The following is a 22,096-nucleotide window of genomic DNA, read 5'->3' as shown; positions in this document are numbered from 1 at the left end:
CCAATCCTCAGTTGCGAACCTTTCCATTGCTATTAATTTGATATGCCCGGCATAAGTTGGAGAATGAGCCGTGTCCCAATAGCTTACACGCGAAAACTGGTTCTGCCACCAACGGCTGACGTATCAAGGAGCAATTGGCATCATACTAGCACCTTCTGAAGATACAATAGCAGAGGCAAAGGACAGGTAATCCGTTTTCTATTCAATTATTTGCCCTACTCAGCTATGATGCACATGGACATGATCGTAGCGTATCTCGCCCTCGCGCTAGCGAGAGAGGACCGAAAGACTCGGCACTGTTGAACTGGGAAGCGAGTGTGAGGGCAACGTTCCTCACAACGTCGGTTGAATCAGAGAGAAACGTTCCCAGGAATAACAGTGCAAAGCTGGAGGGCAAATCCTAAACGTGTATGAGGAGCATGCCTCCGGGGTTCTAACAAAGTGCGATCACGGTCGTCGAGATGAAAGTAGAGTACCAATTTCTCAGGTGATGGTTCGCCCACATAGCGGCCATAGCGGTTACGTTGCTCTAGCGTCAAACATTCAACAGGTATACATAAGATCTCTTTCCACGTGACTCGCCAAATATTCTGTACATTCGCATGCACTTCTGCAAATATATATTTTGCGGAAAAATCTGGACAATATTCTAGGACTTTTTTTCTACCACTGTTCTTCGTATCCCTCGAAGTCCCTTTCTGCTAAGGTTGTTCGCAACAAAAGAGAACAATACAGGAAGCGGATAGCACATCCACCGCTCAGAGACTACGGGAAAAAGCACTTGCTTCCCATGAGTGCTGGTTGCGCGAGCGAGAAGACCTTGCAACTGCATCGATGCGCCATGATCTGAGCGGTTTCCCCCACTTCATTGCATGGTATGAAGCCAAGCAGGAAACGCGCATGTGCCATGATTGCTTTACACCGAAGGCGATCACCACTCCAGCACTGCATGGGAGCGCAATGAGATATACTGTGTTAGGGAACTGTTGGGATCACACGTGCAACGCGCAGAGGGGAGGACGCATGGAGTCATCAGCGGCCACTCCATCTCAACATGGAGCCTATGGGAGACTCCCATTTTCTGAGCATGATCGCCATGCATGATCTGGCCGAGGTGTACCAAGCACAGGGACATCTGCGTAAAATGGTTCAGCACTACAACCATCTGCTGTCTCTCTTCCCTATCACCACTGAACTCCCACCAGTGATGCTCTTCGCTCTCTACGCTGATTCTATCGCTCTGATGTATGAATGGAACCGTCTGGATGAGGCTGCGACCTTGCTGGACCGCATCCGTGCAGGCGCATCAGCAAGGGTGCGGGCGAGAGGGGATATGTAGCCTGATGCCACTCCCGCGAGCCACTCTCGCTCTTACGCAGGGGCGCATCGATGAGGCATTGCACATGCTGCATGCATTAGATGACATCATCGCCACAGGGAAGATTCCCCTCTCAATACGGGCATATGCTGATACGCAGCGGGCGCATCTGTTGCTGCGTGGCGGGAAGCTGGAAGAAGCGCTGCGCTGGGTCCACGAGTGCCGTATGCGTGGCGACGACCAGTTCAATGAGCAATTGGATAGAGAACAGTTCTTTCAACAGATGACCCTGGCGCAAGTGGTGATCACTCAAGCTCATAGTACGCAGGACCCATACGGGCTGACAGCGGTTCTGAAGCTGCTCGAGAGATGGTGCCATTTCAGCAAGCAGCGTGGCTTCAACGGCTTGCTGATCGAGACACTCGCACTCAAGGCAATGGCCTTTGAGGAAGGTGGCAATATTCAGCAGGCATTGGCTACCTTGAAACAAGCCTGATACTGGCCGAGCCGGAAGGCTACATCCGCACCTTTGCTGATAAAGGAGAGCCGATGGCGCGTCTGCTCACCCGTCTTGCGGCCCACCCCAAGCAACGGGAGGCTGTCCCACTTCCCTCGCTCCCCTATCTTCACACCTTGTTGGCAGCGACAGCACATGACAAAGCGTTCAAGCCAGGTGATTCGTTGTCTGTTTCCCGCCATTCATTGCCCCTGCTTCTCATGCCTTACTCATTGACCCCTTGACGCCTCGTGAGCAAGAAGTCCTCACCCTGCTGGCCGATGGTGCCTCAAATCAGGCGATTGCCGATGCCTTGTTCATCACCCCCAACACGGCCAAGCGTCATGTCAAACATATCCTCGGCAAGCTGGATGCCACCAACCGCATTCAGGCAGTGCTCCGGGCACGCGAACTGCACGTCCTCTCACTGCATCCGTAATATGCTCCCTGAAATACTCCCAGAGGAGTACGACGAGTAGGCCATGCAGCACTATACTCGTGAGGGACAAGCGAAGCAAGAAGGTGTGGACCCCATATCCTTCTCTTCTTCGGCTTGAAAACGGCGAGAATGATGCCATCCCAGTTTCAGCAGAGACACTCTGCTGACTGAATGAGCTACTGACATGTTTAGGGAGAAACCGATCACAATGACAACGAATACGCTTCCACGGATTGCCATTATCGGCGCGGGGCCTGGCGGCCTCACGCTCGCACGCCTGCTGCAAATGCACACGATCCCCACAACGGTCTTTGAAAAGGAAAACCACCCCAACGAGAGACCACAGGGAGGAACGCTGGATTTGCATACGGGGTCTGGCCTCCTGGCCGTCCATCTGGCCGGGTTAGATGCGCAATTTGCTCCCATTGCCCGCTATGAGGACCAGGGGATGCACGTCCTCTCCAAAGAGGGGCAGGTGCTTTATACAAGTGAACAGGAGAATGAGGTCGAGGTGCTGGGAGACCATCCCGAAGTGGATCAAGCCGAGCTACGAGCGATGGTGAGGGGAGAGCGTCCCGAAGTGGATCGAGCCGAGCTACGAGCGATGTTGCTGGACTCGCTGGCTCCAGGCGTGGTGCGTTGGGGCCACCCTCTGCGCTCCGTTCGTCAGGCTCATGATGGCAGCCATGAACTGGTCTTTGAGCATGGCCAGACCGAACACTTCGATCTGGTCGTCGGCGCGGATGGAGCCTGGTCGCGTGTCCGTCCTCTGCTCTCCAACGCCACGCCCACCTACGCAGGAGTCACGTTCATCGAATTCGGCCTGGATGATGTGGATCAGCTCCATCCTACGCTAGCGCGGCTGGTCGGGCATGGAAGCATGGGTGTTCTGCCAGAGAACAACAAAAGACTGGTCGCTCAGCGCAATGCCCATGCTCATATCAGGGTCTATGCAGCCATGCGCATTCCCGAAAAGTGGGAAACCACGAACGGCTTTGATGCCAGTAATCCCCAGAAGGCGCGTGCCTGGCTACTCAATTACTTCTCTGATTGGGACCAGAGCTTGCTGGCATTGATCCAGGAATCGAATGACCTCTTCGCGGTCAGGCCGCTCTATTCGCTTCCCATCGGTCATCGCTGGCAGTTCCATGCAGGAGCAACGCTGCTGGGTGATGCCGCCCATCTGACGCCACCGTCGGGGGAAGGAGTCAATCTCGCTATGCTCGATGCAGTCGATCTTGCCACCGCCATCGGCGAATGCAGCACGCTTGAGGAGGCCGTGCGCCGCTATGAAGCAACGATGTTCGCCCGCGCAGCGATTGCTGGCAGAGTGGCCGAGGAGGGCATGGAGCGTTTTCTCCCGCTCGTACACTAGCCTTCTTTCGTGAAGTGATGTCCGGCGAACATGCATAATGGGGATTTGCCTACAGGAGGAACAGAAAGTTGGACTGTTTTTCTCTTCCAACTTTCTGTTCCTCCTGTAGGCAAATCCCGGATCTAACTTACTTGCTCGCAGAGGTCGGAGAGGAGGCAGAGGCGGCTCTGGCGGCTGTCGAAAATACTTGCGTACGGTATTGCGAGCTACCCTCAGTTCTTCGCCAATCTTGCGCAGGCGGGATGAGCCTACGTGTAGCTCCTGGATGGGCTGATAGAGCTTCCATTTGCGGAGGAGACGAGCTTGGGTTTTCCCCTGTTGTGCGGGAGGAGCAGAGTACGTGGTAAAAGAACGTTCCTGGGTGGGTGTGACGCTCGGTGTTTCACACTGTGCTTGTGGTACTCTGCTGCTTGCCTTGTCAGGCGGACGGACATGGGTGCGGATGAGGAAGGTTTCGACAGCCTCTCTCCAATTTTTCAGCAGGTGCCACCGGTCACACACTTGAGTCGCGAGAGGAGCGCTTTGGGTCGCTCCGTCCACGTAGGTACTGTCCCGATCCCGGCTAACGATCTCTATTTCTGGATGCACTTCGAGCCAGGCTACCACTGATTCGACGCTGCGTTCTGGTCGGCATGTTCTGCTCTCTCCTGCAAACAGAGAATGCAGGAGCGTAGCAGATTGATCCATCTTTTTCAATGGTTCACCAAAAACCAGGAAGAGCCGCGAGTACACCGGCCTTGACAGGGAAGCGCTGAGTAAGTATACTCCATACTGACAAGTATCTAAATTAGATACTTGTCAGTATGTTTTGAAGGAGAGAGAGATGACCGTCCGCGAGCAGATTCTCAGCGCAGCTCAGCGCTTAGCGACTGAATACCCCCTTGATCAGTTGAGCTTGGCCCAGGTCGCCCGCGCCGCTGGGGTCAGTTGGCCTACTGTACGACGCTACATCGGAAACACAGCTCGTCTGAAGGAGCTGCTGGCGGAGGAACGCGGCGAGTCGGCCACGTCCGAGCAGAACACCCACAGTCGCATTCTGGCCGCTGCCCACCAGATCTTTGCTGAGCAGGGCTATGTCGGGGCCACGCTCGATGAGGTGGCAGCCGCAGCGGGACTGACCAAGGGAGCCATTTACTGGCATTTTGCCAGCAAGAGCGATCTGTTCCTTGCCTTGCTGCAAGCCTACTGCCAGGAACAGGCGGCGCTCTTGCCACAGGCCTTCGAGCGGGCCAGCAGCGCGCCAGATCCGGTGACTTGGCTCAGCGCGCTGCTGCTTGAACTACTCCCAGCACAAAAGGATGTGGTGTGGCCCAGACTCCTGACCGAGTTTCTGGCTTCGAGCCGCGACCAGCAGGTGCGCAATCACTTACGCGCCATGCTGCGCGACTGCCGCCAGATGGTGTGTGCCTTCGTGCGCCAACTTCAGCAGGAGCAGCGCCTGACTCGCGAGATCGATCCGATGGCGGTGGCAGTCCTGTTCAACGCTTTGTTGCAGGGGCTGCTGCAATTGTCGCTACTAGAGGACGAGGAGTTCCATCTGGCTACCCTCACCCCCGCCATCGCGGCTCTGCTCTGGCAGGGGCTGGCGCCTTCCAGGGACACCGGAGGTCTTGTGGAGCAGGGAGCGCCAGAACGTTCCGTCTCGCCAACAGATCTCCCAGGAGGACCCGTCTGAGAACAAGGAGCGTCGAACAACACAAGTACTGTGGACGCTGTGGGCGTTCACTACATAGCGGAGAGGAGAGTACTTCTTATCAGTACACGCCAACACCCATCTACCGATCTGGCTGCACCCCGCCAGATCGTCGAGACTCGCTTGCAGGAGCGCATCGTCCATTGTGTGCTTAATGACTGGATGAGCGCTCCAGAGGGATGTGGGCCATTTCGGTCTTCCTCCACACGCTTGGGGGTCCACATCCTGCTGGAAGTGAGGTTGTACACAGAGGTGGGACCGCAGGATCGGGTGTGTGCATCGAGGATCAATGAGGGCACAGTCACGGCGACGGCTCTGGTGATATACCTCACACGTGATGACCAACTCGAACTGCTGCAAGTGTATGGTGACTGGCCCCACATGACCAGCAAAGGGAGCAAGGCGCGAACTGAAACTTCGCGCTCGCCCAGGCCATCACATCATGTGCATAGTTAGACGACCTGTTAGGTGAAATCTGAAGAAGGAGCAACAGAATGAACAAGGATGTGAACCATCGTGAGGTCTTGCAGGACATCTCCTATCCACGTTTTGCCGCGTTTTATACCTGGATGACCACTCGCCCTCGGCTCACACGGTGGGTAGATCCCTTGCGACGAGAAATCGTCGGCCAAGCACAGGGAAGCGTGCTCGAAGTCGGAGCCGGCGGAGGTCAGAACTTCCCCTTTTACGATGCCGACCGTGTGGAACGCGTGGAGGCCACCGAGCCAGACGAAGCAATGCTGGTGGTTGCCCGTCGGAGACTTCCAGAGGCTCCCGTTCCCATCACACTCACCAAGGCAACGGTCGAGGCGCTCCCCTTCCCCGATGCGCACTTCGACAGCGTGGTAGCAACCCTGGTGTTCTGCTCGGTCGGTGATCCCGAGCAGGGCCTGCACGAGATCTGGCGCGTGCTCAAGCCTGGAGGAACACTCTTGCTGATCGAACATGTCCGCGCGCAAGGAAAAAGAGCGGCATGGGTTCAGGATGTGCTGGTGCCACTGACGACACGGGTGGCTGGCAATTGCCATTGGAACCGCGATACCCGGCAGGCCGTGCTTTCCGCTGGCTTCCTCCTCACAAAGGCGCGAGAGGTACAAGGGGGACTCCAGCCCGTGCTGATAATGAGCACGATCCGTCCTCTTCAGTCTGAGTGAACAAAGCGGTCCGGTCGTGTATATGACCGAGGAGGAACGCACGTGAGGCCAGGTGGTGAAAACCCCTGTTGGTAATTGACCCGAATGTTCGACGCAAATTGAGCGGAGACCAACCTAGTGTCGAACATTCGGGTCAAAAAAATTTGCGCTCAATGTTCGACACTATTTCCACATTTTCGAGTATCCCACGATAATAGTACATTTTTTGTTAGAAAAGATGTGTGAAGAATTTTCATCCGTTCCCTGGCATCGGCATTGTCAACTTGGGAGCAGAGCTGAACCATATGCTAGAGTAGCTGCATGAAAACAAACACTCTTGCTCCTGCTTCTAAAGGCTTTCGCTTTCCACCTGCAATCATCAGCCACGGGTGCCCCTCACGGTTTTGCAAATGAAATGTTCAGGTAAAAGGTAAGTGGTAAAATACATTCATCTTGAAGAGGAGAGAGCCGGCAACAAACCGATGGATGAACAAGCCTTGTAGCAAATGAGTCTAGAGATCCTGACGGAGATCAAAGAGTGGCGGCGAGCCAATCCCAGAGCCGCCTATATGCAGATAGAAGATGAGATTCACAAGCGACTGATGCAATTGGAAGCTAGACTGATAGAAGGTGCAGTCGAGCAGAGTCCGAGCCGAGAATGGGGAAGAGGGTCAGAGCAGGAAGCCGTGTTATGTCCTAAATGCGCAGCGCCCTTGCAGGCACGAGGCAAACACAAGCACACCTTACAAGGCAATGGCGGAGAAAATGTGACCCTCAGCAGGACTTACGGGACATGCCCCAAATGTGGAGAAGGTCTTTTTCCCCCTGGATGAGGAGTTGGGGTTACTGCCAAGCAATCTTGCTCCACGTCAACACGAACATCTGGTGCACCTGGCCTGCTTCATGCCCTTTGACAAAGTCGCTCAGATGATGCAAGAGATGGTCTCGGTGCAGACCCACGAGGAAACGGTACGCCGACTCACCGAGCAGGCTGGAATCTGGGTGGAAGCCGCGCAAATAGCAGAAGGTGAAGTTGATGCTGCACCTGAACCAGAAAACGCGCAACTGCTGGAGCGTTGCGTCTTTAGCGCCGATGGCGCAATGATTTCTCTGGTCCACAAACAATGGGTAGGAACCCGCACCGTCGCCATAGGCTCGCCACAAGAGAAGCTCAATGCCCAAGGAGCAAGGGAGATCCATGTTGGCAAACTCTCGTATTTTTCACGGCTGGCGGATGCCTCAACCTTTACCAATCTAGCAGCAGTGGAGATGCAACGACGCAAAGTGAAAGAGGCAAAGCAGGTGTGCGCCGTGATGGATGGGGCAGACTGGCGGCAATTGTTTACGAACAGGCATCGACCTGATGCGCTGCGTATTTTGGATTTTCCCCATGCAGCAGAACACGCGACCAAATTGCTGGAAGCTCTAGAACAAGCGGGTATGCATTTTCCTCCTCACATGCTCTCTCGCTGTTTGCATCTTCTCAAACATAGAGGACCTCGACCTCTCCTGCACATGGCTGATCGTTTAGGGAGCGATCAGGCTCAATAAAAAGGGCTTCATGAACGCTTGGACTACCTACAGAAACGAGAGGCATTGATGCAGTACCCTCGGTTCCGACGAGACGGCTGGCCGATTGGTTCCGGTATGGTGGAGAGTGCCAACAAAAACATCGTCGAAGCTCGCCTCAAAGGACCAGGGATGCATTGGCAAGGCAACTATGTCAATCCCATGCTCGCCTTACGCAATGCTGTCTGCAATGACCGTTGGCAGGAGATGCGGCAAAAGGCGCTGGGTCACTATCGAAAGCTTCAAGCACTTCGTCGGAAGACCCGGTCAGAGCAACAGGCACAAGCTTTCCTCGCTGTTAGTGATGCCCCCACTCCCCAACCGCCTGCTCCTTCCCAATCGCCATCAGAGGCCGCCGCTCCTGCTGCTGTGTCTGTAGTGAAATCCGGTTCTTGTCGTCTTTCCAGTCGGCGCAAGCAGCATACTGCACGGAATCGGGGAAAATATTCGCGTCACAAATCAGGCGAGATGAGCAGCGAAACTTGCGTTTGCGGAACGCCCTTGACACAGTTAATTGGAGGCCGAGCCAGACGGTATTATTCTAATGCCTGTCGCCAACGCGCCTATCGTGAGCGACAGTATGAGTAAGAGATTGCCTATCGTACAGCTTTATGAGCTAATCTATCATAGTCAGCTACATACATCTCACTTTTGTAGCAATCGGCATATCATTTCCACAATATTTGAGATGGCCTCGGCTTTGGGCGCTAAGCCACTCCCTATCTATTCACGCTACATGTCTCAGTAAAAGCTAGTAGGAACTGGTTATTGCTACAATGAATATCTCTCAGTTTGCAGACCTCCTGGGCATACAAGTGAAAGGCCTCCTCCTCGCTATATTTTCCCCCATACATAAAACCAAGAGCAAAGGGCTCCGCTATGTCACACAATGTACGGAATGTTGGGCCCTTTTCAGTTTCTCTGGATGCAATAACAAAACCAGCTACGAATCGGTCATTGCTACAATAACTATATCCCTGCTTGCAGGCCTCCTGGACATATAATCGAAAGGCCTCCTCATAGTTACCCCTATAGTCAGCGCTACGACTTTCTAATAGGACATTGCTACAAGGACTATATTCCTGTTTGCTATACTTATCATGCAGAAGATCAATAGCAAAGGGCTCCGCTATCTCGCATAGTCTACGGGTTATTGGGTCCTTTCCAGCTTCTCTAAAACGAGTCATCTTGCTCCTCTTTGATGGGAAATTCTAAGCGTGTGATGTGTACAAAAGCATTATACACTTTCTGCTTTGCTTGTTTCTTTACGAACTTTCCCTACACAACTACCGGGATGATATCCATCTGCCAGACACCCTCTCTTGCTAGCGAATTCCCTCTTTTTTCCTGCTGAATGGCAATCTTCATATGAGGCTCTCTTTGCAAAAAGCTGTGGGGCACCCCTTTATGATGCGATGAATTCGCTGGCAAAGCGGCGGATTGAGTTCAACTGGGGAACATCCAGGAAGATGATCCTCAATTCTTGCACACCAGCAGCTTCGTAGTCAGCCAAGCGTTGACGAATGGTGTCCGGGCTGCCGATCAGTCCATAGGCCAGGTCATCACCAAAGTGGGCTTTGACAAATTCGGGTGTTTTGGCTACAGCTTCCTCATCGCTATCAGCGAGAAGACCAACGGTTCTGGCCATCCGATGGATGGCATGATAATCGCGCCCCACCGTCTCACAGTGCTCTTTGAGAATAGCAAACTTGCGCTTTAATGTGGCAGGATCGCCAGCGAGGTCACAGACATCGCCGTACTGCGCGACCAGCTTGAGCGTAACTTTCTCGCCGCTGCCACCGATCAGCAGTGGGATGTGGGGTTTCTGTACGCCCTTTGGCTGATTGATCGCTCCGCGAATCTGGTAGTATTGGCCGAGAAATTCGGCCTCTTCTTGCGTCCACATCGCCAGAATCACTTGGACAGCTTCACGCAACCTGCGGAGACGCTCGGGGACATCGGGATACGCATACCCATAGGCACGATACTCCTGCTCATTCCACCCAGCCGCGATCCCCAAGGTCAAACGTCCATGCGAGAGCACATCGACGGTGCTGGCCATTTTCGCCAGCAGGGCAGGATTGCGATAGCCGTTACAGGTCATTGTCTGGCCGATGCGCACGCGTTTGGTATCGCGGGCCAGGGCAGCCGTGGCGGTCCAGCACTCAAAGGTGGCTTCCTGTGATGGCTGAGGGGTGGTATGAAAGTGATCAGAGAGCCAGACGGAATGATAACCTGATTCATCGGCGGTCTGAGCGATGCGGGTCATTGCTTCATAGGCTTCAACGGGATCTTTGATGCTGGTCAGATCCATGGCCAGACCCTGGGGCAGCAAAATGCCATACTTCATGTTTGGGTTCCTACCTTTTCAAAAAAATTCGATCCTACGCCTTCCCAGATGGAGGAGTAGCATGAATCTTTTCAAACAAGTTGGAGCTTTTTCGCGCGGTAGAGACGCTGCACACTTTTTACGAGCTGTATTCACAGAGGATGGCGAATGGTAGAGCTTCTATTGCTACTCTCTTTCCTCGCCGTGCGCCTCATGCATGCAGCACGAATACCCTCGCACGATAAGCAAGAACGCTGACCATGAACATTGGTTGGAGGAGGTGTCAACGCTTCCCCCTTGCTCCATCGATAAAGTTGCTGTGTTATGCGGCTGTTTGCTTCTTGAAAAGATATGCTCACTTTATCACAGGGCGCATCGGGATGTCAAGCGTCGTTTCTGGTAAATCAGGGCTTTCCAATTCTCCCATCTAGCGGGAGTGCAGAGGGCGGCAGCCCTTTGCCGGGGTGCGGGGTGTCCCCGCAAAAACCTTTTTTCTTCTCTTTTGCGCGCCGCCTGCGGCGGCGCGCGAAGGAGGGAAGGAAACTGGGGACACCCCAGACCCCGGCAGGGAGACCCCTGCACCCCTTTGAGCGGAGAACTGGAAAGCCCTGCTGGTAAATAGCGAGTATGAGCATCGTGATGGGGAGAGTATGAAAAACATACCATCTTCCCCGGATCGTGCGGGGCAAAAGTTCGGGGTTCGTTGCAAACGATGAGCGATTTCGAGAGAATCGATCCTTGCCGTTCCTCGTTTATCCTTCAACCACCTCCCAGTCGGTTTTTCCTGTGGTTGACCAGCGCTTCGCTGTCAACCGGGTCTGCTGCTTGCGTGGGGTGTGCGCTTTGAACCGGAGGATGCCCTTGACCGGGGTAAGCGAACGCATTCTTCCACAGCCAGGACATTCCACCAGATTGATGCCACTGTTGGTAAATCGTTGGGGATCGATACGAACCACTCCAGAGAACGTGCAGTTGGCTGTTTTGCTCGTTTCTTCCTGTTCTTTCGCTGTTTCCACCGTTTCCACTGTGTTCGGCGCGGCGTTTTCCGAGGCAGCTTGCTGTTCAGGTTCTTTTCCATTCACGCCCGACACATCTCGCTGGTTCTGATCCTGGGAGAGAGCCTCGGGGCCTGCTCCATCAATGAGCTTGAGTGTATCATGGCGCAGGACCAGCAGTTCTGCGGCGGACTTGAACCGCTCGGCCTTTACCTCCATTTCTCCGGCCAGATACGACCATTCCAGAACCGTCACGACCAACTTCATGAGATTGTCCATCGTGACACGGCCTGAGTGGGTCGGGTCCAGGACTGGATTGGTGAGCCAGCCATAGATGCTGCTCGTCCATTGGCGCATGTTGAGCTGTGGAAAGATGGGCTGGTATACCTGCTCCAGGGTTGCCAGAATGGCACGCACTTCATTGGAGGTGTGAGAAGCGATGCGACAAAAGGGTTGCAATTTGTCAAAGCGTCGTCGGAATTGCAGCCATGTTGAGTCAGGCAAATCGAACGTTTCCTTCAAGGGAATCGTGTCCCCACGCCCTGTGGCCACCAGGCACAACCCAAGCGGATGATCGTACTGTAACTTCCCCTGGTCCGTCACTTCCTTGAGCAACATCAGGTGTTCGAGCGAGAGATCGTGTGCATCATCGACGAGGAGTCCAGGACATACGTACCAGCGCCCTGAAACGATAATCTGTTGCCGTTTTGCACACGATAGCCATAATGCGGGGTCTTGCGATTTTGGGCCTTCATGAGCAACAACTTCAAATCATCGGGTGAACCGAGATACAGGGGGACCCCGGATGCCGCCACAGCCTGTTCCCACAAGAGGTGATGAGTTGGGAAGTCTCTTTTCAAAACGTTCCGTCATCCACCGAAAAAGTGATTCGACCGTTCCTTTTGCAGATGGCGCGTACGGGGGGCTTGCTCGGTGATAATTCCCAAGCGATCCACCAGCACTTGTCGCGCACGTTCAGAGGTGAAGATCTTCCCTCGATCATGAAAGATAATCGCAGGTTTGCCGTAACACGGTCAGGAATGCTCACAGCCATTGATGCCAACCAGGTGATCTTTCCTCTCCGTACAGACCTTCACCAGGCGCAGATAGTCTTCTTCCTTGAGTGGCCCCAGGGCCAGAATCGCGCCAAGGATCGCTGGCGTTTTGACACAGATGAGCACCGCCGCATGCACACGGCTCGTCACCGTCATCCCATCAGGAGTGACAAGGTACGCTCCGTGCCAATCCAGTGTGAGTTAGCTCATGCAGAAAGCAGCATTGCTTCACACCCTTAACACGTCTTTTCTTTGAATTCTCCTGTCCAACACTCAGCAGTTTCTTTCTCTCAAGAAACTGCTGAGTGTCAAAACCGTTGGAAAAGTGAGACCCAGGAGGGGGTAACGAGCTAGGAGGGAACTTCGGCGATGCACCAGCTCGTTGCTTTCCTGCATGTGTCACGGCGTTTGTCGGTGGCCTAGGTCAGCCTGTAGCGCCACTTCAAGGCCATTTGTCACGGTTGTCGTTGATTTTCAAAGATTCTTCTTTTCTTTTTCTTCTGTCTGCCGGGCTATCCTCTCCTCGCATTCGTCCAGGCACGCTCTCAAAAATAGTCTCAAAACCAACGACAACCGTGACAAATGCCCATCGGCTCGCTCCACAGGCCGGTTTAGACCACCGACAAACGCCGTGACAACCAACGACACGTTATCGCGACATGGTTCTACCTGTTACTCCTTCTCGACATCGTACGTGACATGAAGAACGTTTTGAGAAGACGGGACAGTTTCCCTGATCTTCACCTTGATATCGGGGTTCATGTTCGCAAAGAGCGGGGTGCCCTGGCCAAAAAGGACCGGCACATAGTGGATCGTGAACTCGTCAATCAACCCTGTATTGAAGTATTGCTGGACTGTGTTGGCTCCTCCCGCTATTCTGATATCTCCGTTGCCAGCAACCTCTCGCGCTTGACGAAGCGCACTCTCTGTACCGTCATTGACAAAGTAGAAGGTCGTGCCACCGGGGCGCACCCATGGTTGGCGCACCTGGTTGGTCAAGACAAAGACGGGGGTATGGAAAGGGGCCTCTTCGGGCCAGAGTGGCTCGCCAGCACTGAACATATTCTTTCCCATGATGCTCACGCTGGTACGTTGAAAGGTTTTTTCCTGCATGCTGCTATCTTGACCTGTCTCGCCACCTTCACCAATTTTGAGATTCTCACGAAAGAATTTCTGCTGAAACACCCAATGCATGAGTCCCATCCATTTTTTCGACCACTGCTTGTATTCCGGATCATGGATATGGGCCAGTTCCATCCCTTCTGGAGCGATGAAGCCGTCCAGAGACATCACCATGTCGAAAAACACTTTGCCTGTTTGCATAGCTCAATTCTCCTCTGTTTTTGATTGATCATTTTTGCGCAAGTCTTCCCTCGAAAGAGGCTTGAAATGCGCGAACAATGGTCACTGGTAGGAGTATACAGCTCATCAAAAGGCTCTGTCTTGAACAAAATGGACAGCTAACCCAACTCCCCTTTGCTGCCGAGACGAGCAATATGAGCAGGTGTGTATCCGATGAAGTGCTTGAGCGCTCTGGTCATATGTGGCTGATCGGCATAGCCCGCCTGATATGCTGCATCAAAAAGTGAAACACCCTGCTCTAGAAGCGTTGCTGCCTGCTTCGCCCGCTCGATCTGCGAAATCATCTTGAACGTTAACCCGCTTGCAAACAGGAAACGGCGCCTTACTGTGCGCAACGATATCTCCTGGGGATGACCAGCTAAGACCGCCTTCACGACCGGATCTGACACCAGCAAACGCTTGCGTACCAGCCAGTCGACAAACGTCTCGGCATTGTCGTAGTCAGGAAATTGAAAACGGGAGCCTACAAGGCTGAAGGATGCATTCGCGGCAAAAGACAAAATGGCCTGCTCATCCAGGAGATCTCTTACGGGCGCAGCAGGCAAAAAGGTACCAAGCGGAAACGTGATGCCGAACCAGGAGGTCCCCTCGGCCTGGGCGACAGGAATCGCCCTGGTCAATGGTCCCACCACCGTGACGTTGACGCTTCCATGCTGTTTAAGAAAGAGCAAATGCCAATGGCTAGAAGCCGGGCAAACAGGAGCATAATCGCTGCCGGCCTGGCCATGCCAGACCGCTTCTATATACGGGGAGTCCGACCCTCTTCCCTCAAAGAAAGAACTCATATTTTTGCCTCCAATGGACCAGGCGTGAGCACAAACAGGTTACCACAGGCTGACAAAAAAACTTCTTCTATCTTGCTCAAGGGTACAACATGCTCTGTGGACAAAGTGGTGAAGAAGATTCTCAAAATCGACGGATTACGTGGCGCCCCAATACATCGGGAACATTGGGAAGCTGGCCAATGGGATTGTTTCGGTGAATGCCTATGGAGTGCTGGATCAGATCACCTTCCCGTTGCTCTTCAAAGTCTACAAGCCGCACACACGGCTCTTGCCTGAGGACACCTACAAGACCAAACCGGAGTTGGCCGTGGAGATCCTTGAGGAGCTCGAACAACGGGACTTCCAGTTTGACGTGGTCCTGGCGGACTCGCGTCTATGGGGAAAGCTACACGTTCATCAGCGCGTTGGAGAAACGGCACCTCAAATACGTGCTGGCCATCCGCTCCAACCATGGAGCCTGGCTACCTGCAGGCAGTCGCATCCGCCAGTTGTCCTGGCGGCCCTTTGACCGCGTGTTTTCCAATGGCGAGAAGGAAACCCGCTCCATTCGTGAGATTGTCTTCGGCTGGCGCGGCTCCGTGCGCTTTTAGTCTTCCCACCGTTGACCCGTGCACCTTGCCCAAGGATGGCACCTGGTTCATCATGACCAATCTGGAGGGCAAGATCCATCACACGGTCGGCAACACCTACGGGTTTCGCACGTGGATCGAATACGGGTTCAAACAGAGTAAGAACGAACTCGGCTGGGCGGACTACCGCGTGACAGACTACGCCTCGATCGAGCGCTGGTGGGAACTGGTCTTCTGTGCCTACACGCTCGTCAGTTGGAAGTCGCTCTGCTTTGCAGACCAGCGAGCAGGACACTGTTCCTGCTGCTCCTCAGGCTCCTGAGGTCGATCGGCCCCCCGAACATCCTAGTGGAACACGGGGCACGGCTGGAAGAACGGCCTCAACAATTTGCAGCTCATCCTCCAGCCCTTCATCTTTGGCTGTTTGCTCTGGCCCTGGATGTTGCTGTTCGACCTCTCTAGCCTGCGTATTGGATTTACTCAGCTTACTGGTATTATGAACCTCTTCCATGCTCTGCTCCCAACTTGACAGAAGAGGGACTAGGAGGGCCTCTGATGGGAAAGTTGCCCTGGCCCAGCAACTCTACCAGGACTCCAAAGCATTCCGTCGCTGATATCTGTTCCCTGCTCGAAATTTCACGCTCAACATTTTTCCGCTATGTAAAGGGAAGCAGGAAAGCACCAGAAACCCAGGCTTAGCGGAAAAATTCAGAACCAACTCACTGCTTGCCTGTCCTTAGCGGAATCTATCGGGAATTTATGTCGGGACCCCATGACTCTCATTCTCCTCTCAGTTTGCTGCTCACTTTTCTTTGAGCATTGCCCACACTCCGGGTAGCGCCAGTTGCTGGAAGATGGTTTCCATCTGTTCTGGTGGGTAGGGCTGAGATGCCTCGACCCACCATTTGAGCAAGGTGAGAAAGGCCCCGGCCAGGTACTGGGAGACTACTGGTAGAGGGATCGGCGGAGAACGTCTCTCTGTACAGAAGGCGCAGAGGGCCGGTTCAATCGCTCGGCAGAGGGCCGCCTGCAAGGCTTCCCACAAGAACTCGCTTGCACGGCTTCGCATCAGCGCCCGAAACTGCTGATTCTCAGAGTGGTACGCATGCTCAAACAGTTCCAGACTGGGCACGACCCGTTGTCTTGCTGCTGCATGGGCGATCTGGCGAGTAAGCAGCTCTAGCTCCTGCTCTACGATAGTGTTGAGAACATCCTCTTTATCGAAATAATGGGCATAGAAGGTGGTACGACCAATTCCTGCCCGATCCAAAATATCCTGCACCAGAATCTCATCGTAGGGTTTTTCTACCACAAGTTCCGCAAAGGCAGCGTTCACCAGTCGATAGGTGCGTTGGGAACGACGATCTGCTTTCTGCTGTTTCACTTCTGTCCCTCCTTCTTTGGCGAACAATCAGGGTCAATTGTTCGATAGAGAACGGTTTCCCTGCTTTGTACTTGGCGGGGAGAACATTCCTTTGTACACTCTCCTCAGAATACCATATTCGGTAGCGAACATAGTATTCCTAAGAATTTGAATAGAGTAGGTATGACTATTTTCAGAGAATGGTCATATGATCTTACGACAAAGGGAAAAACACATGGAAACCTCAGCACAAAGCGCTGGAGAGCAGAAGGTGGCGAGCAAACTGCTCCTGGCTGGCGGTGCCATTGGTCCGCTGCTCAACATTATTGTTCTTCTCATCCTTGGGGCCACACGTCCTGGCTACAATGCCTGGCAAATCCCCGATAGCTCGCTCGAACTAGGGCCTGGCGGGTGGATACAAATCACCAACTACATCGTCACTGGAGTGCTCCTGCTCGCTTTTGCCATCGGGCTCAGGCGTGTCCTGCACACCGGACGTGGTTCTACCTGGGGACACATCCTGCTCGGCCTCTTTGGCCTCACCTTCATCGGGATTGGGATCTTCGTGACCGACCCGGTGCTGGGATACCCGCCCGGAGCGTCGAGCACGGCAACCATTCCCGGAATCCTTCATAATCTCCTTGGCCAGCTTCAGTTCATCTCGCTGGCTGCTGCTTGCTTCGTGCTGGCACGGCGCGATGCCGCCGATCAGGCATCGCGCGGCTGGGCCTGGTATTCGGTTGCCACAGGTCTGTTGGTCGTCGCCTCTGATATCGTCTTCGTCCTCACCTTCAAATTGTTGGACGGGGGTCCAGTAGAACTCATTGCACGCATTGGCATCATTGTTAGCGGGTGTTGGGTCGCCCTGCTAGCGATCCGCCTTATGAGCAAAAAGGTCTCGATAGCTTGAGCGGTGGAACAGCCCAAGGAGCAGGCATACGTAGCTTGGCAGATGATAGATCATGTTTTATTCGCTTTTTCTGGCACATTGAGTACCGAAAACTTTAACTATAGAAGAAAGAGAAAGATAGTATGAGTACACCTCATCCCTTTCGTTTTGGGGTTACCTTGTTTGGAGCCGCCTCCAGGAACGAATGGATCGCCAAAGTCCACAAAGTCGAGGATCTTGGTTACTCCGTCCTGCAGGTGCCAGACCACCTGGGAAACCAGTTCTCTCCCATCCTAGCACTCATGGCAGCAGCAGAGGCCAGCCGAACGCTGCGTCTGGGAACGCTGGTCCTCGACATCAATTACCGGCATCTTGCTTTGCTTGCCAAAGAGGTGGCTACGCTTGATCTGCTCTCCGAAGGACGCTTCGAGCTTGGACTGGGCGCAGGATGGATCGCCAGAGAGTCCCAGATGACAGGCATTCCTTTCGATCCCGCAAGTCAACGTGTGGGCAGACTGGAGGAAGCCGTTCAAGTGCTCACAGGTCTCTTCTCTGATGGGCCGATGACCTTTGCCGGTTGCTACTACTCGCTGAACGGATTTGAGATCTTTCCCAAACCCTTCCACCATCCCCATCCCCCTCTGCTGCTCTCTGGTGGAGGGAAACGGATGTTGTCGATTGCTGGCCGCTACGCTGACATCATTACCCTCAATCCTCCTGTAGCACCAGACGGCAATAGCCTTGACATGGCCGAGGCGACGGCGGATGCGACAACACAGCAAATTGCCTGGATTCGCGAGGCGGCAGGAGACCGCTTCGCCCAGATTGAGATTGGCAACTTTGTGATCGGAGGGGTCAAGACGGAGAGAGAACAGCAACTCGATCCACGGATCGCGGCGACCTTTCGGTCTCGGACCACCGGAGAGCAGCAGTCCCCCCAGGGCATTTATACCCTGGTTGGCTCGGTGGATCAGATCTGCGAACAGGTGCTGTCCAACCGTGAGCGCTTTGGCATTTCTTACATCGGTGTCTTAGAACAGGACCTGGAAACCTTTGCTCCCGTTGTCGCACGGCTCTCGGGCAAGTAAACGCAGGCGACGAGTGAAAAAGGAATGATCAAGAGAGCATTTCACTCGCGCCATGACCAAGAGCGGAGAACAAACAAAGTGAGCAAGAGAAAAACGATATCACACAAGGAGAGAAGAAATAAACCATGTCATCAACAACACTGTATCGCTTGAGTGGGATCAGCTTACTCATAGGGGGCCTGTTCGCTGCCCTTGCTGCCGTTCCCGTCCTCTTCACTGGTGAAGATCCTAGCAGCCCTATCGCCGCCACAGCGGCTCTGCTTCGCATCATTGGCGACATGTTGATCGTCGTAGGGTTGCCTGGGGTGTATAGCAGACGAGCCCAACAAGCAGGTCTCTTAGGGCTGATCGGTTTCCTGTTCACACTTGTCTACATCCTTATCCAGGGAGTAGTCGGTGATACCGTCGAAGCCTTCATTCTGCCGTTCCTCGCATCGGCGGCCCCTTCCCTCCTGAAAGGGTCGCCCCCACAAGGATTAGTGATCTTTTTTCTTATCGGAGGTCTACTGGGATTAGTGGGTAGCGTGTTGCTCGGCGTCACGATGCTGCGTGCTAAGACGGTGGCGCGCTGGGCAGGTCTCCCACTCATCGTTGGGGTAGTACTCAGCTTAGCTGCTCCCTTCCTGCCACCAGTGGTTGGCACGACTGGCTCAGTGCTGTTCCTCATCGGGTTGGCCTGGCTCGGTTTTGGGGTGTGGTCGTCTCGACAGCCCACGAGCCAGCCTGAGCTTCCACCAATGCCGTTCGGGCCTGAGGTGTGAAAAACAGGCACGGCTTGTACAGCCTGTATAGACAAAAAGGAGAAAGATGATGAGTATCTCTACCATCGTCCTGTTTGTGCATATCATCGGAGCCATCGGCTACTTTCTGAGCATTGGTAGCTGGCTGTTCATTCTGGTGGGTCTGCGGCGAGCATAGCGCGTTGCAGAAGTGCGTGCCCTCATGCATGTGAATGACCTGTCAGGCCCGTTCGGCGATGGTAGCGGACTTGTACTGCTCATTGCAGGACTCTACCTGGCCCTGTCGGCCTGGAGCTTGCTGACGAGCTGGATTCTCGTCGCGCTGATCAGCTTGATCCTGATCCTCACAACCAATGCTACGCTCATCGGGCCACGGAGAAGAGACCTCATCAAGCAACTGGAGCGTTCAGCGCCAGAGGGGAAGATTTCTCTGGCGCTCTCTCAGCACATCCACAACCCCGTCCTCTGGGCGACATCGCAAACCACGGCGGTTCTGCTGCTTGGGATTGTCTTCCTGATGACGACCAAGTCAGACCTGGGAGGCTCTCTCATTGTGATGGCTGTTGCTCTGGTGCTCGGGTTACTCTCAAGCCTGCTCATCTCTCGGAGAAGACATACTTCACGACAGGAGGCGGCGGACCAACGGGCGCCGAACAACGTGTCGGCTAGCACTCTGTCGGAGAAAAGTAGCCCTGCCACGTTTCTATGAGTAAGCGAGCGCGCATACCCGGAAGTTCCAGCTTCCGGGACATGTTTTGAAAAGAAAACAGGCCATGTATGCAGTCTATGGAGGTTTCTCACCTCGGACCAGATGAGGTGCATGTGCGGATGCACGTGGCGGGAGTCAATCCATCGGATGTGAAACATCGCAGCGGGGCTAGCAATCTTCCGCCGTGCCGGGCTCGATGAGAAGATCAAAGAACTTGCCACCATTGCCATGTGTACCGCTTGGACACGGCCCAGCCCCAACGAGCGGTCCATATCAACGCGGCTCTCAATATCGGTGCGACGGCGGAGGAAGTCGTGGAAACGATTCAACAGATGGCGGTATATGCAGGATTCCCTGCTGCGCTCAATGGAATCGGCCTTGCGAGAAAGGTTTTCACAGATCGTACTGAGCATCTCTAGGAGTTGATTGCTCTGCTTGGGGTCAGCGCATCCCAGCCTTAGCGTACAGAATTCAGGTTTTGATGCGCTGACCCCTTTTTTAGAGGAAAAAGTCTGAGACGAATTTCTATTTCTTCCTTCTTAGAGTAATTTGGAGAGGGAAAAACGTAGCGACCCCGTATGGACCCAATTACGACCGCCATCGTTGCCGCGTTGACCGTTGGCGCGGCTGGTGGCCTCACCGATACCGCCAAAACAGTTGTGGGCGATGCCTATCAGGGCGTCAAGGCGCTTCTTACCAAGAAATTTGGGACCAAGAGCGCCGTGGTGGAAGCCGTCACGCATACGGCTACCAGCCTCAACAATCTGGCGTACCTCTACGCGAACCAGGGACGCGACCCAGAGGCCGAACCTCTCTTCCAACGCGCCGTTCTGCTTTCTCAAGCCTCTTTGGGCGTGGAACATCCTCAAACACAGCAGATCATCATGAACTACCTGACACTCTTATCGCACCTCCATACGAACGGGGATATGGATGCTCTCCTTTCGTTGCTTGTGCAAGAGGAGCAAGAAGGTCACGGTGGGAACGAAGGATCGTCGGAATAAAGGTTGTTTCAACCAGCTTTCCGCTCTCCGCCTGGAAACCAGACCAATTTCCAGGCGGTCTGATCTCTCTTCAATGCGAGATGGAGAGGGAAAAGGGCCATTATGACCCAGAGAAAGTGGAGGGCGTTCTCCTGCGAATCACGATCACAAGCTGTAACACTGATGAGAACGACTTCTGGATACTTGTTCCCATTCAAGAGGATGAGCAGGAAGAAGATGAAAATGATGAGAAAGGCTGAGTGAGCCAGAGGTTCTTCATGCCAGCAGACACAGGAGGAAGTGATACCTCCCCTCCTATCAAACACCCCTTTTGCAATTCCGTAACCGACTTGCTCCCAAGCCGAAAGATTGGTCTGGAGGAAATCGGTCTGGGAGAAAGTCCGGCTCATAGGGTGGGTATGAGCTTCATCCTTGCGCTGACGGAGCCATTTGTGCGAGGGGTGGCTGTCCAAGCACCCGATCCAGGGTGGCCCGTTTGATGCGATAGGCTTGGCGAGCGTTCACATGGGGAAGCACCACCGCCTCAAGTGCCCCTTGCTTCACCCAGCGGCGCACCGTCGTATCGTCAACACGCAGGAGACGAGCTACCTCTGAAACAGTTAAGAGATCAGTATTCATGCATTATTTCCTCTCTTGACAGATATAGTGAGAAATATCGATATTTTCCTCTTGATAGTAGCTACTATAGCAATGAAGGATCTATCCGTCAAAAGGTGCGCCGAAAGGTTGCCAGCGTATCGTGGTCAGGATGCCGGTTGCCTGCAATGAAGCGAAAGGGCACCGCCTCATAGGTAGCACGCTCAATCTTGCGCGAACTGAACACTCCGGTGGCATACCCATACAGCAGCAAGCCCAACAACACTTCGGGAGCATACGGCTCTCCACCACGTGACCCATACTGGACGTACAGCGCCGAGAGATCCAGTTGAGCTACGCTGTCCACCACGAAGCGGGCGAGATGGTCGGGCGGCAGACAGCCACCCAAGCGCACGGTCAAATCGAGCACCTGATCGTAGTCCACCGTTTTGAAAGTTCTACTCATACTTCCTAGTATACCATCACAGACAGAGATATCTGCTTGACATCGGCTCTTGTGAGGTTTGACAGAGATGTGCAATATCCTCCTTCACTCCTTACCCAGCTCACAAAAAGAGCATAAAACCATACTTGCGCGAGATGGTGAAA

At 54.0% G+C, this 22,096-nt stretch carries 29 protein-coding genes and 2 pseudogenes; 17 read left to right on the top strand and 14 right to left on the bottom strand.

Translation table 11 applies throughout. The features are described 5' to 3' along the window. Positions 1-350: 350 nt before the first annotated feature. Positions 351-608 (bottom strand): DUF4158 domain-containing protein, encoded by a 258-nt coding sequence (locus tag K3T83_RS58385; protein WP_373324724.1) that lies wholly within the window; start codon positions 606-608, stop codon positions 351-353. 455 nt (positions 609-1,063) lie between these two features. Here K3T83_RS58385 and K3T83_RS50685 point away from each other — a divergent pair, with 455 nt between their 5' ends. Both K3T83_RS50685 and K3T83_RS58725 read left to right on the top strand, forming a co-directional pair. After that, positions 1,064-1,339: a tetratricopeptide repeat protein gene (locus K3T83_RS50685; RefSeq protein WP_220210735.1), complete on the top strand. Its 276-nt coding sequence runs from the start codon at positions 1,064-1,066 to the stop codon at positions 1,337-1,339. Between the two features lie 4 nt (positions 1,340-1,343). Beyond that, positions 1,344-1,814 carry a tetratricopeptide repeat protein gene (locus K3T83_RS58725; protein ID WP_220210734.1) on the top strand — a complete coding sequence of 157 codons (471 nt, stop codon included), beginning with the start codon at positions 1,344-1,346 and terminating at the stop codon, positions 1,812-1,814. Here the strand turns inward: K3T83_RS58725 and K3T83_RS58720 are convergent. Beyond that, on the bottom strand, positions 1,781-2,017 hold the full coding sequence (locus K3T83_RS58720; RefSeq protein WP_236065270.1) for a hypothetical protein: 237 nt from the start codon (positions 2,015-2,017) through the stop codon (positions 1,781-1,783). The two genes, K3T83_RS58725 and K3T83_RS58720, sit on opposite strands and share 34 nt — an antisense overlap. Before the next feature lie 38 nt (positions 2,018-2,055). Here K3T83_RS58720 and K3T83_RS50670 point away from each other — a divergent pair, with 38 nt between their 5' ends. After that, entirely contained in the window at positions 2,056-2,253 is a 198-nt protein-coding gene (locus tag K3T83_RS50670) for a response regulator transcription factor (RefSeq protein WP_220210733.1), read from the top strand. 208 nt (positions 2,254-2,461) lie between these two features. Beyond that, positions 2,462-3,628, top strand: a complete 1,167-nt coding sequence (locus K3T83_RS50665; protein WP_220210732.1) for an FAD-dependent oxidoreductase — start codon at positions 2,462-2,464, stop codon at positions 3,626-3,628. 483 nt (positions 3,629-4,111) lie between these two features. On the opposite strand, the pseudogene K3T83_RS58375 reads toward K3T83_RS50665, so the two are convergent. Then, a pseudogene (locus K3T83_RS58375) lies at positions 4,112-4,315 on the bottom strand (ISL3 family transposase); the annotation flags it as partial. A 136-nt stretch (positions 4,316-4,451) separates the two neighbouring features. Between K3T83_RS58375 and K3T83_RS50655 the strand changes: the two are divergent. From K3T83_RS50655 to K3T83_RS50635, 5 genes are all read left to right on the top strand, one after another. Beyond that, complete coding sequence (locus tag K3T83_RS50655; RefSeq protein ID WP_220210731.1) at positions 4,452-5,303, top strand: TetR family transcriptional regulator; 852 nt, start codon at positions 4,452-4,454, stop codon at positions 5,301-5,303. A 39-nt stretch (positions 5,304-5,342) separates the two neighbouring features. Beyond that, a complete protein-coding gene (locus K3T83_RS50650) occupies positions 5,343-5,777 on the top strand; it encodes a hypothetical protein (protein WP_220210730.1) in 435 nt (144 codons plus the stop codon). Positions 5,778-5,815: 38 nt separating this feature from the next. After that, positions 5,816-6,475, top strand: coding sequence for a class I SAM-dependent methyltransferase (locus K3T83_RS50645; protein ID WP_220210729.1), 660 nt, complete (start codon positions 5,816-5,818; stop codon positions 6,473-6,475). 783 nt (positions 6,476-7,258) lie between these two features. Continuing rightward, positions 7,259-8,005, top strand: a complete 747-nt coding sequence (locus tag K3T83_RS50640; RefSeq protein WP_220210728.1) for a hypothetical protein — start codon at positions 7,259-7,261, stop codon at positions 8,003-8,005. A gap of 48 nt (positions 8,006-8,053) precedes the next feature. Continuing rightward, positions 8,054-8,611 carry a hypothetical protein gene (locus K3T83_RS50635; RefSeq protein ID WP_220210727.1) on the top strand — a complete coding sequence of 186 codons (558 nt, stop codon included), beginning with the start codon at positions 8,054-8,056 and terminating at the stop codon, positions 8,609-8,611. Positions 8,612-9,428: 817 nt separating this feature from the next. On the opposite strand, the gene K3T83_RS50630 is transcribed toward K3T83_RS50635, so the two are convergent. The 6 genes from K3T83_RS50630 to K3T83_RS50605 form a co-directional block, all read right to left on the bottom strand. Then, a complete protein-coding gene (locus K3T83_RS50630; protein WP_220210726.1) occupies positions 9,429-10,373 on the bottom strand; it encodes an LLM class F420-dependent oxidoreductase in 945 nt (314 codons plus the stop codon). Between the two features lie 731 nt (positions 10,374-11,104). After that, a complete protein-coding gene (locus K3T83_RS50625; protein ID WP_236065269.1) occupies positions 11,105-11,851 on the bottom strand; it encodes a hypothetical protein in 747 nt (248 codons plus the stop codon). Between the two features lie 113 nt (positions 11,852-11,964). Further along, the gene (locus K3T83_RS50620; RefSeq protein WP_220210725.1) at positions 11,965-12,207 is read right to left on the bottom strand and encodes a hypothetical protein; all 243 of its coding nucleotides are present in this window, start codon (positions 12,205-12,207) and stop codon (positions 11,965-11,967) included. A gap of 174 nt (positions 12,208-12,381) precedes the next feature. Continuing rightward, entirely contained in the window at positions 12,382-12,552 is a 171-nt protein-coding gene (locus K3T83_RS50615; RefSeq protein WP_220210724.1) for a hypothetical protein, read from the bottom strand. A gap of 522 nt (positions 12,553-13,074) precedes the next feature. Next, entirely contained in the window at positions 13,075-13,725 is a 651-nt protein-coding gene (locus K3T83_RS50610) for a dihydrofolate reductase family protein (RefSeq protein ID WP_220210723.1), read from the bottom strand. Positions 13,726-13,862: 137 nt separating this feature from the next. Further along, the gene (locus K3T83_RS50605; RefSeq protein ID WP_220210722.1) at positions 13,863-14,549 is read right to left on the bottom strand and encodes a helix-turn-helix domain-containing protein; all 687 of its coding nucleotides are present in this window, start codon (positions 14,547-14,549) and stop codon (positions 13,863-13,865) included. A 139-nt stretch (positions 14,550-14,688) separates the two neighbouring features. Between K3T83_RS50605 and K3T83_RS50600 the strand changes: the two genes are divergently transcribed. Both K3T83_RS50600 and K3T83_RS50595 read left to right on the top strand, forming a co-directional pair. Next, positions 14,689-15,057: a hypothetical protein gene (locus K3T83_RS50600; RefSeq protein ID WP_220210721.1), complete on the top strand. Its 369-nt coding sequence runs from the start codon at positions 14,689-14,691 to the stop codon at positions 15,055-15,057. A 134-nt stretch (positions 15,058-15,191) separates the two neighbouring features. Continuing rightward, positions 15,192-15,440: a hypothetical protein gene (locus tag K3T83_RS50595; protein ID WP_220210720.1), complete on the top strand. Its 249-nt coding sequence runs from the start codon at positions 15,192-15,194 to the stop codon at positions 15,438-15,440. Here the strand turns inward: K3T83_RS50595 and K3T83_RS50590 are convergent. Both K3T83_RS50590 and K3T83_RS50585 read right to left on the bottom strand, forming a co-directional pair. Beyond that, the gene (locus K3T83_RS50590; protein ID WP_220210719.1) at positions 15,429-15,629 is read right to left on the bottom strand and encodes a hypothetical protein; all 201 of its coding nucleotides are present in this window, start codon (positions 15,627-15,629) and stop codon (positions 15,429-15,431) included. The two genes, K3T83_RS50595 and K3T83_RS50590, sit on opposite strands and share 12 nt — an antisense overlap. Before the next feature lie 291 nt (positions 15,630-15,920). Next, on the bottom strand, positions 15,921-16,502 hold the full coding sequence (locus K3T83_RS50585) for a TetR/AcrR family transcriptional regulator (RefSeq protein ID WP_220210718.1): 582 nt from the start codon (positions 16,500-16,502) through the stop codon (positions 15,921-15,923). Positions 16,503-16,716: 214 nt separating this feature from the next. Here K3T83_RS50585 and K3T83_RS50580 point away from each other — a divergent pair, with 214 nt between their 5' ends. The 6 genes from K3T83_RS50580 to K3T83_RS50555 all read left to right on the top strand — a co-directional run bounded on the left by K3T83_RS50580 (position 16,717) and on the right by K3T83_RS50555 (position 20,911). Continuing rightward, the gene (locus K3T83_RS50580) at positions 16,717-17,391 is read left to right on the top strand and encodes a DUF998 domain-containing protein (RefSeq protein WP_220210717.1); all 675 of its coding nucleotides are present in this window, start codon (positions 16,717-16,719) and stop codon (positions 17,389-17,391) included. A gap of 122 nt (positions 17,392-17,513) precedes the next feature. Continuing rightward, the gene (locus tag K3T83_RS50575) at positions 17,514-18,458 is read left to right on the top strand and encodes a TIGR03621 family F420-dependent LLM class oxidoreductase (protein WP_220210716.1); all 945 of its coding nucleotides are present in this window, start codon (positions 17,514-17,516) and stop codon (positions 18,456-18,458) included. 125 nt (positions 18,459-18,583) lie between these two features. Continuing rightward, positions 18,584-19,219, top strand: a complete 636-nt coding sequence (locus K3T83_RS50570) for a hypothetical protein (RefSeq protein ID WP_220210715.1) — start codon at positions 18,584-18,586, stop codon at positions 19,217-19,219. A 181-nt stretch (positions 19,220-19,400) separates the two neighbouring features. After that, positions 19,401-19,907 carry a DUF2269 domain-containing protein gene (locus K3T83_RS50565; protein ID WP_220210714.1) on the top strand — a complete coding sequence of 169 codons (507 nt, stop codon included), beginning with the start codon at positions 19,401-19,403 and terminating at the stop codon, positions 19,905-19,907. A gap of 239 nt (positions 19,908-20,146) precedes the next feature. Beyond that, positions 20,147-20,326, top strand: coding sequence for a carboxymuconolactone decarboxylase family protein (locus K3T83_RS50560; RefSeq protein WP_220210713.1), 180 nt, complete (start codon positions 20,147-20,149; stop codon positions 20,324-20,326). A gap of 159 nt (positions 20,327-20,485) precedes the next feature. Further along, entirely contained in the window at positions 20,486-20,911 is a 426-nt protein-coding gene (locus K3T83_RS50555) for a tetratricopeptide repeat protein (protein WP_220210712.1), read from the top strand. Positions 20,912-20,919: 8 nt separating this feature from the next. On the opposite strand, the gene K3T83_RS50550 is transcribed toward K3T83_RS50555, so the two are convergent. The 3 genes and pseudogenes from K3T83_RS50550 to K3T83_RS50540 form a co-directional block, all read right to left on the bottom strand. Beyond that, on the bottom strand, positions 20,920-21,300 hold the full coding sequence (locus K3T83_RS50550) for a hypothetical protein (protein ID WP_220210711.1): 381 nt from the start codon (positions 21,298-21,300) through the stop codon (positions 20,920-20,922). 16 nt (positions 21,301-21,316) lie between these two features. Beyond that, a complete protein-coding gene (locus K3T83_RS50545) occupies positions 21,317-21,529 on the bottom strand; it encodes a helix-turn-helix domain-containing protein (protein ID WP_220210710.1) in 213 nt (70 codons plus the stop codon). A 91-nt stretch (positions 21,530-21,620) separates the two neighbouring features. Continuing rightward, positions 21,621-21,953 (bottom strand): annotated as a pseudogene (locus K3T83_RS50540) (transposase); the annotation flags it as partial. Between the last annotated feature and the right edge of the window lie 143 nt (positions 21,954-22,096).

It is taken from the genome of Reticulibacter mediterranei, from assembly GCF_016587455.1.
Note: the sequence above shows the minus strand (reverse complement) of the source record. Positions and strands in the feature narration are given on the sequence as shown.

Bases quoted from the DNA above. Each gene is read 5' to 3' on its own strand.
- K3T83_RS50610 (WP_220210723.1), bottom strand. From the start codon at position 13,725: ATGCAAACAGGCAAAGTGTTTTTCGACATGGTGATGTCTCTGGACGGC.
- K3T83_RS50685 (WP_220210735.1), top strand. From the start codon at position 1,064: ATGGGAGACTCCCATTTTCTGAGCATGATCGCCATGCATGATCTGGCC.
- K3T83_RS58720 (WP_236065270.1), bottom strand. From the start codon at position 2,017: ATGGCGGGAAACAGACAACGAATCACCTGGCTTGAACGCTTTGTCATG.
- K3T83_RS50665 (WP_220210732.1), top strand. From the start codon at position 2,462: ATGACAACGAATACGCTTCCACGGATTGCCATTATCGGCGCGGGGCCT.
- K3T83_RS58725 (WP_220210734.1), top strand. From the start codon at position 1,344: ATGCCACTCCCGCGAGCCACTCTCGCTCTTACGCAGGGGCGCATCGAT.
- K3T83_RS50570 (WP_220210715.1), top strand. From the start codon at position 18,584: ATGTCATCAACAACACTGTATCGCTTGAGTGGGATCAGCTTACTCATA.
- K3T83_RS50595 (WP_220210720.1), top strand. From the start codon at position 15,192: ATGACCAATCTGGAGGGCAAGATCCATCACACGGTCGGCAACACCTAC.
- K3T83_RS50555 (WP_220210712.1), top strand. From the start codon at position 20,486: ATGGACCCAATTACGACCGCCATCGTTGCCGCGTTGACCGTTGGCGCG.
- K3T83_RS50635 (WP_220210727.1), top strand. From the start codon at position 8,054: ATGCAGTACCCTCGGTTCCGACGAGACGGCTGGCCGATTGGTTCCGGT.
- K3T83_RS50565 (WP_220210714.1), top strand. From the start codon at position 19,401: ATGCATGTGAATGACCTGTCAGGCCCGTTCGGCGATGGTAGCGGACTT.
- K3T83_RS50550 (WP_220210711.1), bottom strand. From the start codon at position 21,300: ATGAGCCGGACTTTCTCCCAGACCGATTTCCTCCAGACCAATCTTTCG.
- K3T83_RS50655 (WP_220210731.1), top strand. From the start codon at position 4,452: ATGACCGTCCGCGAGCAGATTCTCAGCGCAGCTCAGCGCTTAGCGACT.
- K3T83_RS50605 (WP_220210722.1), bottom strand. From the start codon at position 14,549: ATGAGTTCTTTCTTTGAGGGAAGAGGGTCGGACTCCCCGTATATAGAA.
- K3T83_RS50590 (WP_220210719.1), bottom strand. From the start codon at position 15,629: ATGGAAGAGGTTCATAATACCAGTAAGCTGAGTAAATCCAATACGCAG.
- K3T83_RS50580 (WP_220210717.1), top strand. From the start codon at position 16,717: ATGGAAACCTCAGCACAAAGCGCTGGAGAGCAGAAGGTGGCGAGCAAA.
- K3T83_RS50645 (WP_220210729.1), top strand. From the start codon at position 5,816: ATGAACAAGGATGTGAACCATCGTGAGGTCTTGCAGGACATCTCCTAT.
- K3T83_RS50630 (WP_220210726.1), bottom strand. From the start codon at position 10,373: ATGAAGTATGGCATTTTGCTGCCCCAGGGTCTGGCCATGGATCTGACC.
- K3T83_RS50545 (WP_220210710.1), bottom strand. From the start codon at position 21,529: ATGAATACTGATCTCTTAACTGTTTCAGAGGTAGCTCGTCTCCTGCGT.
- K3T83_RS50575 (WP_220210716.1), top strand. From the start codon at position 17,514: ATGAGTACACCTCATCCCTTTCGTTTTGGGGTTACCTTGTTTGGAGCC.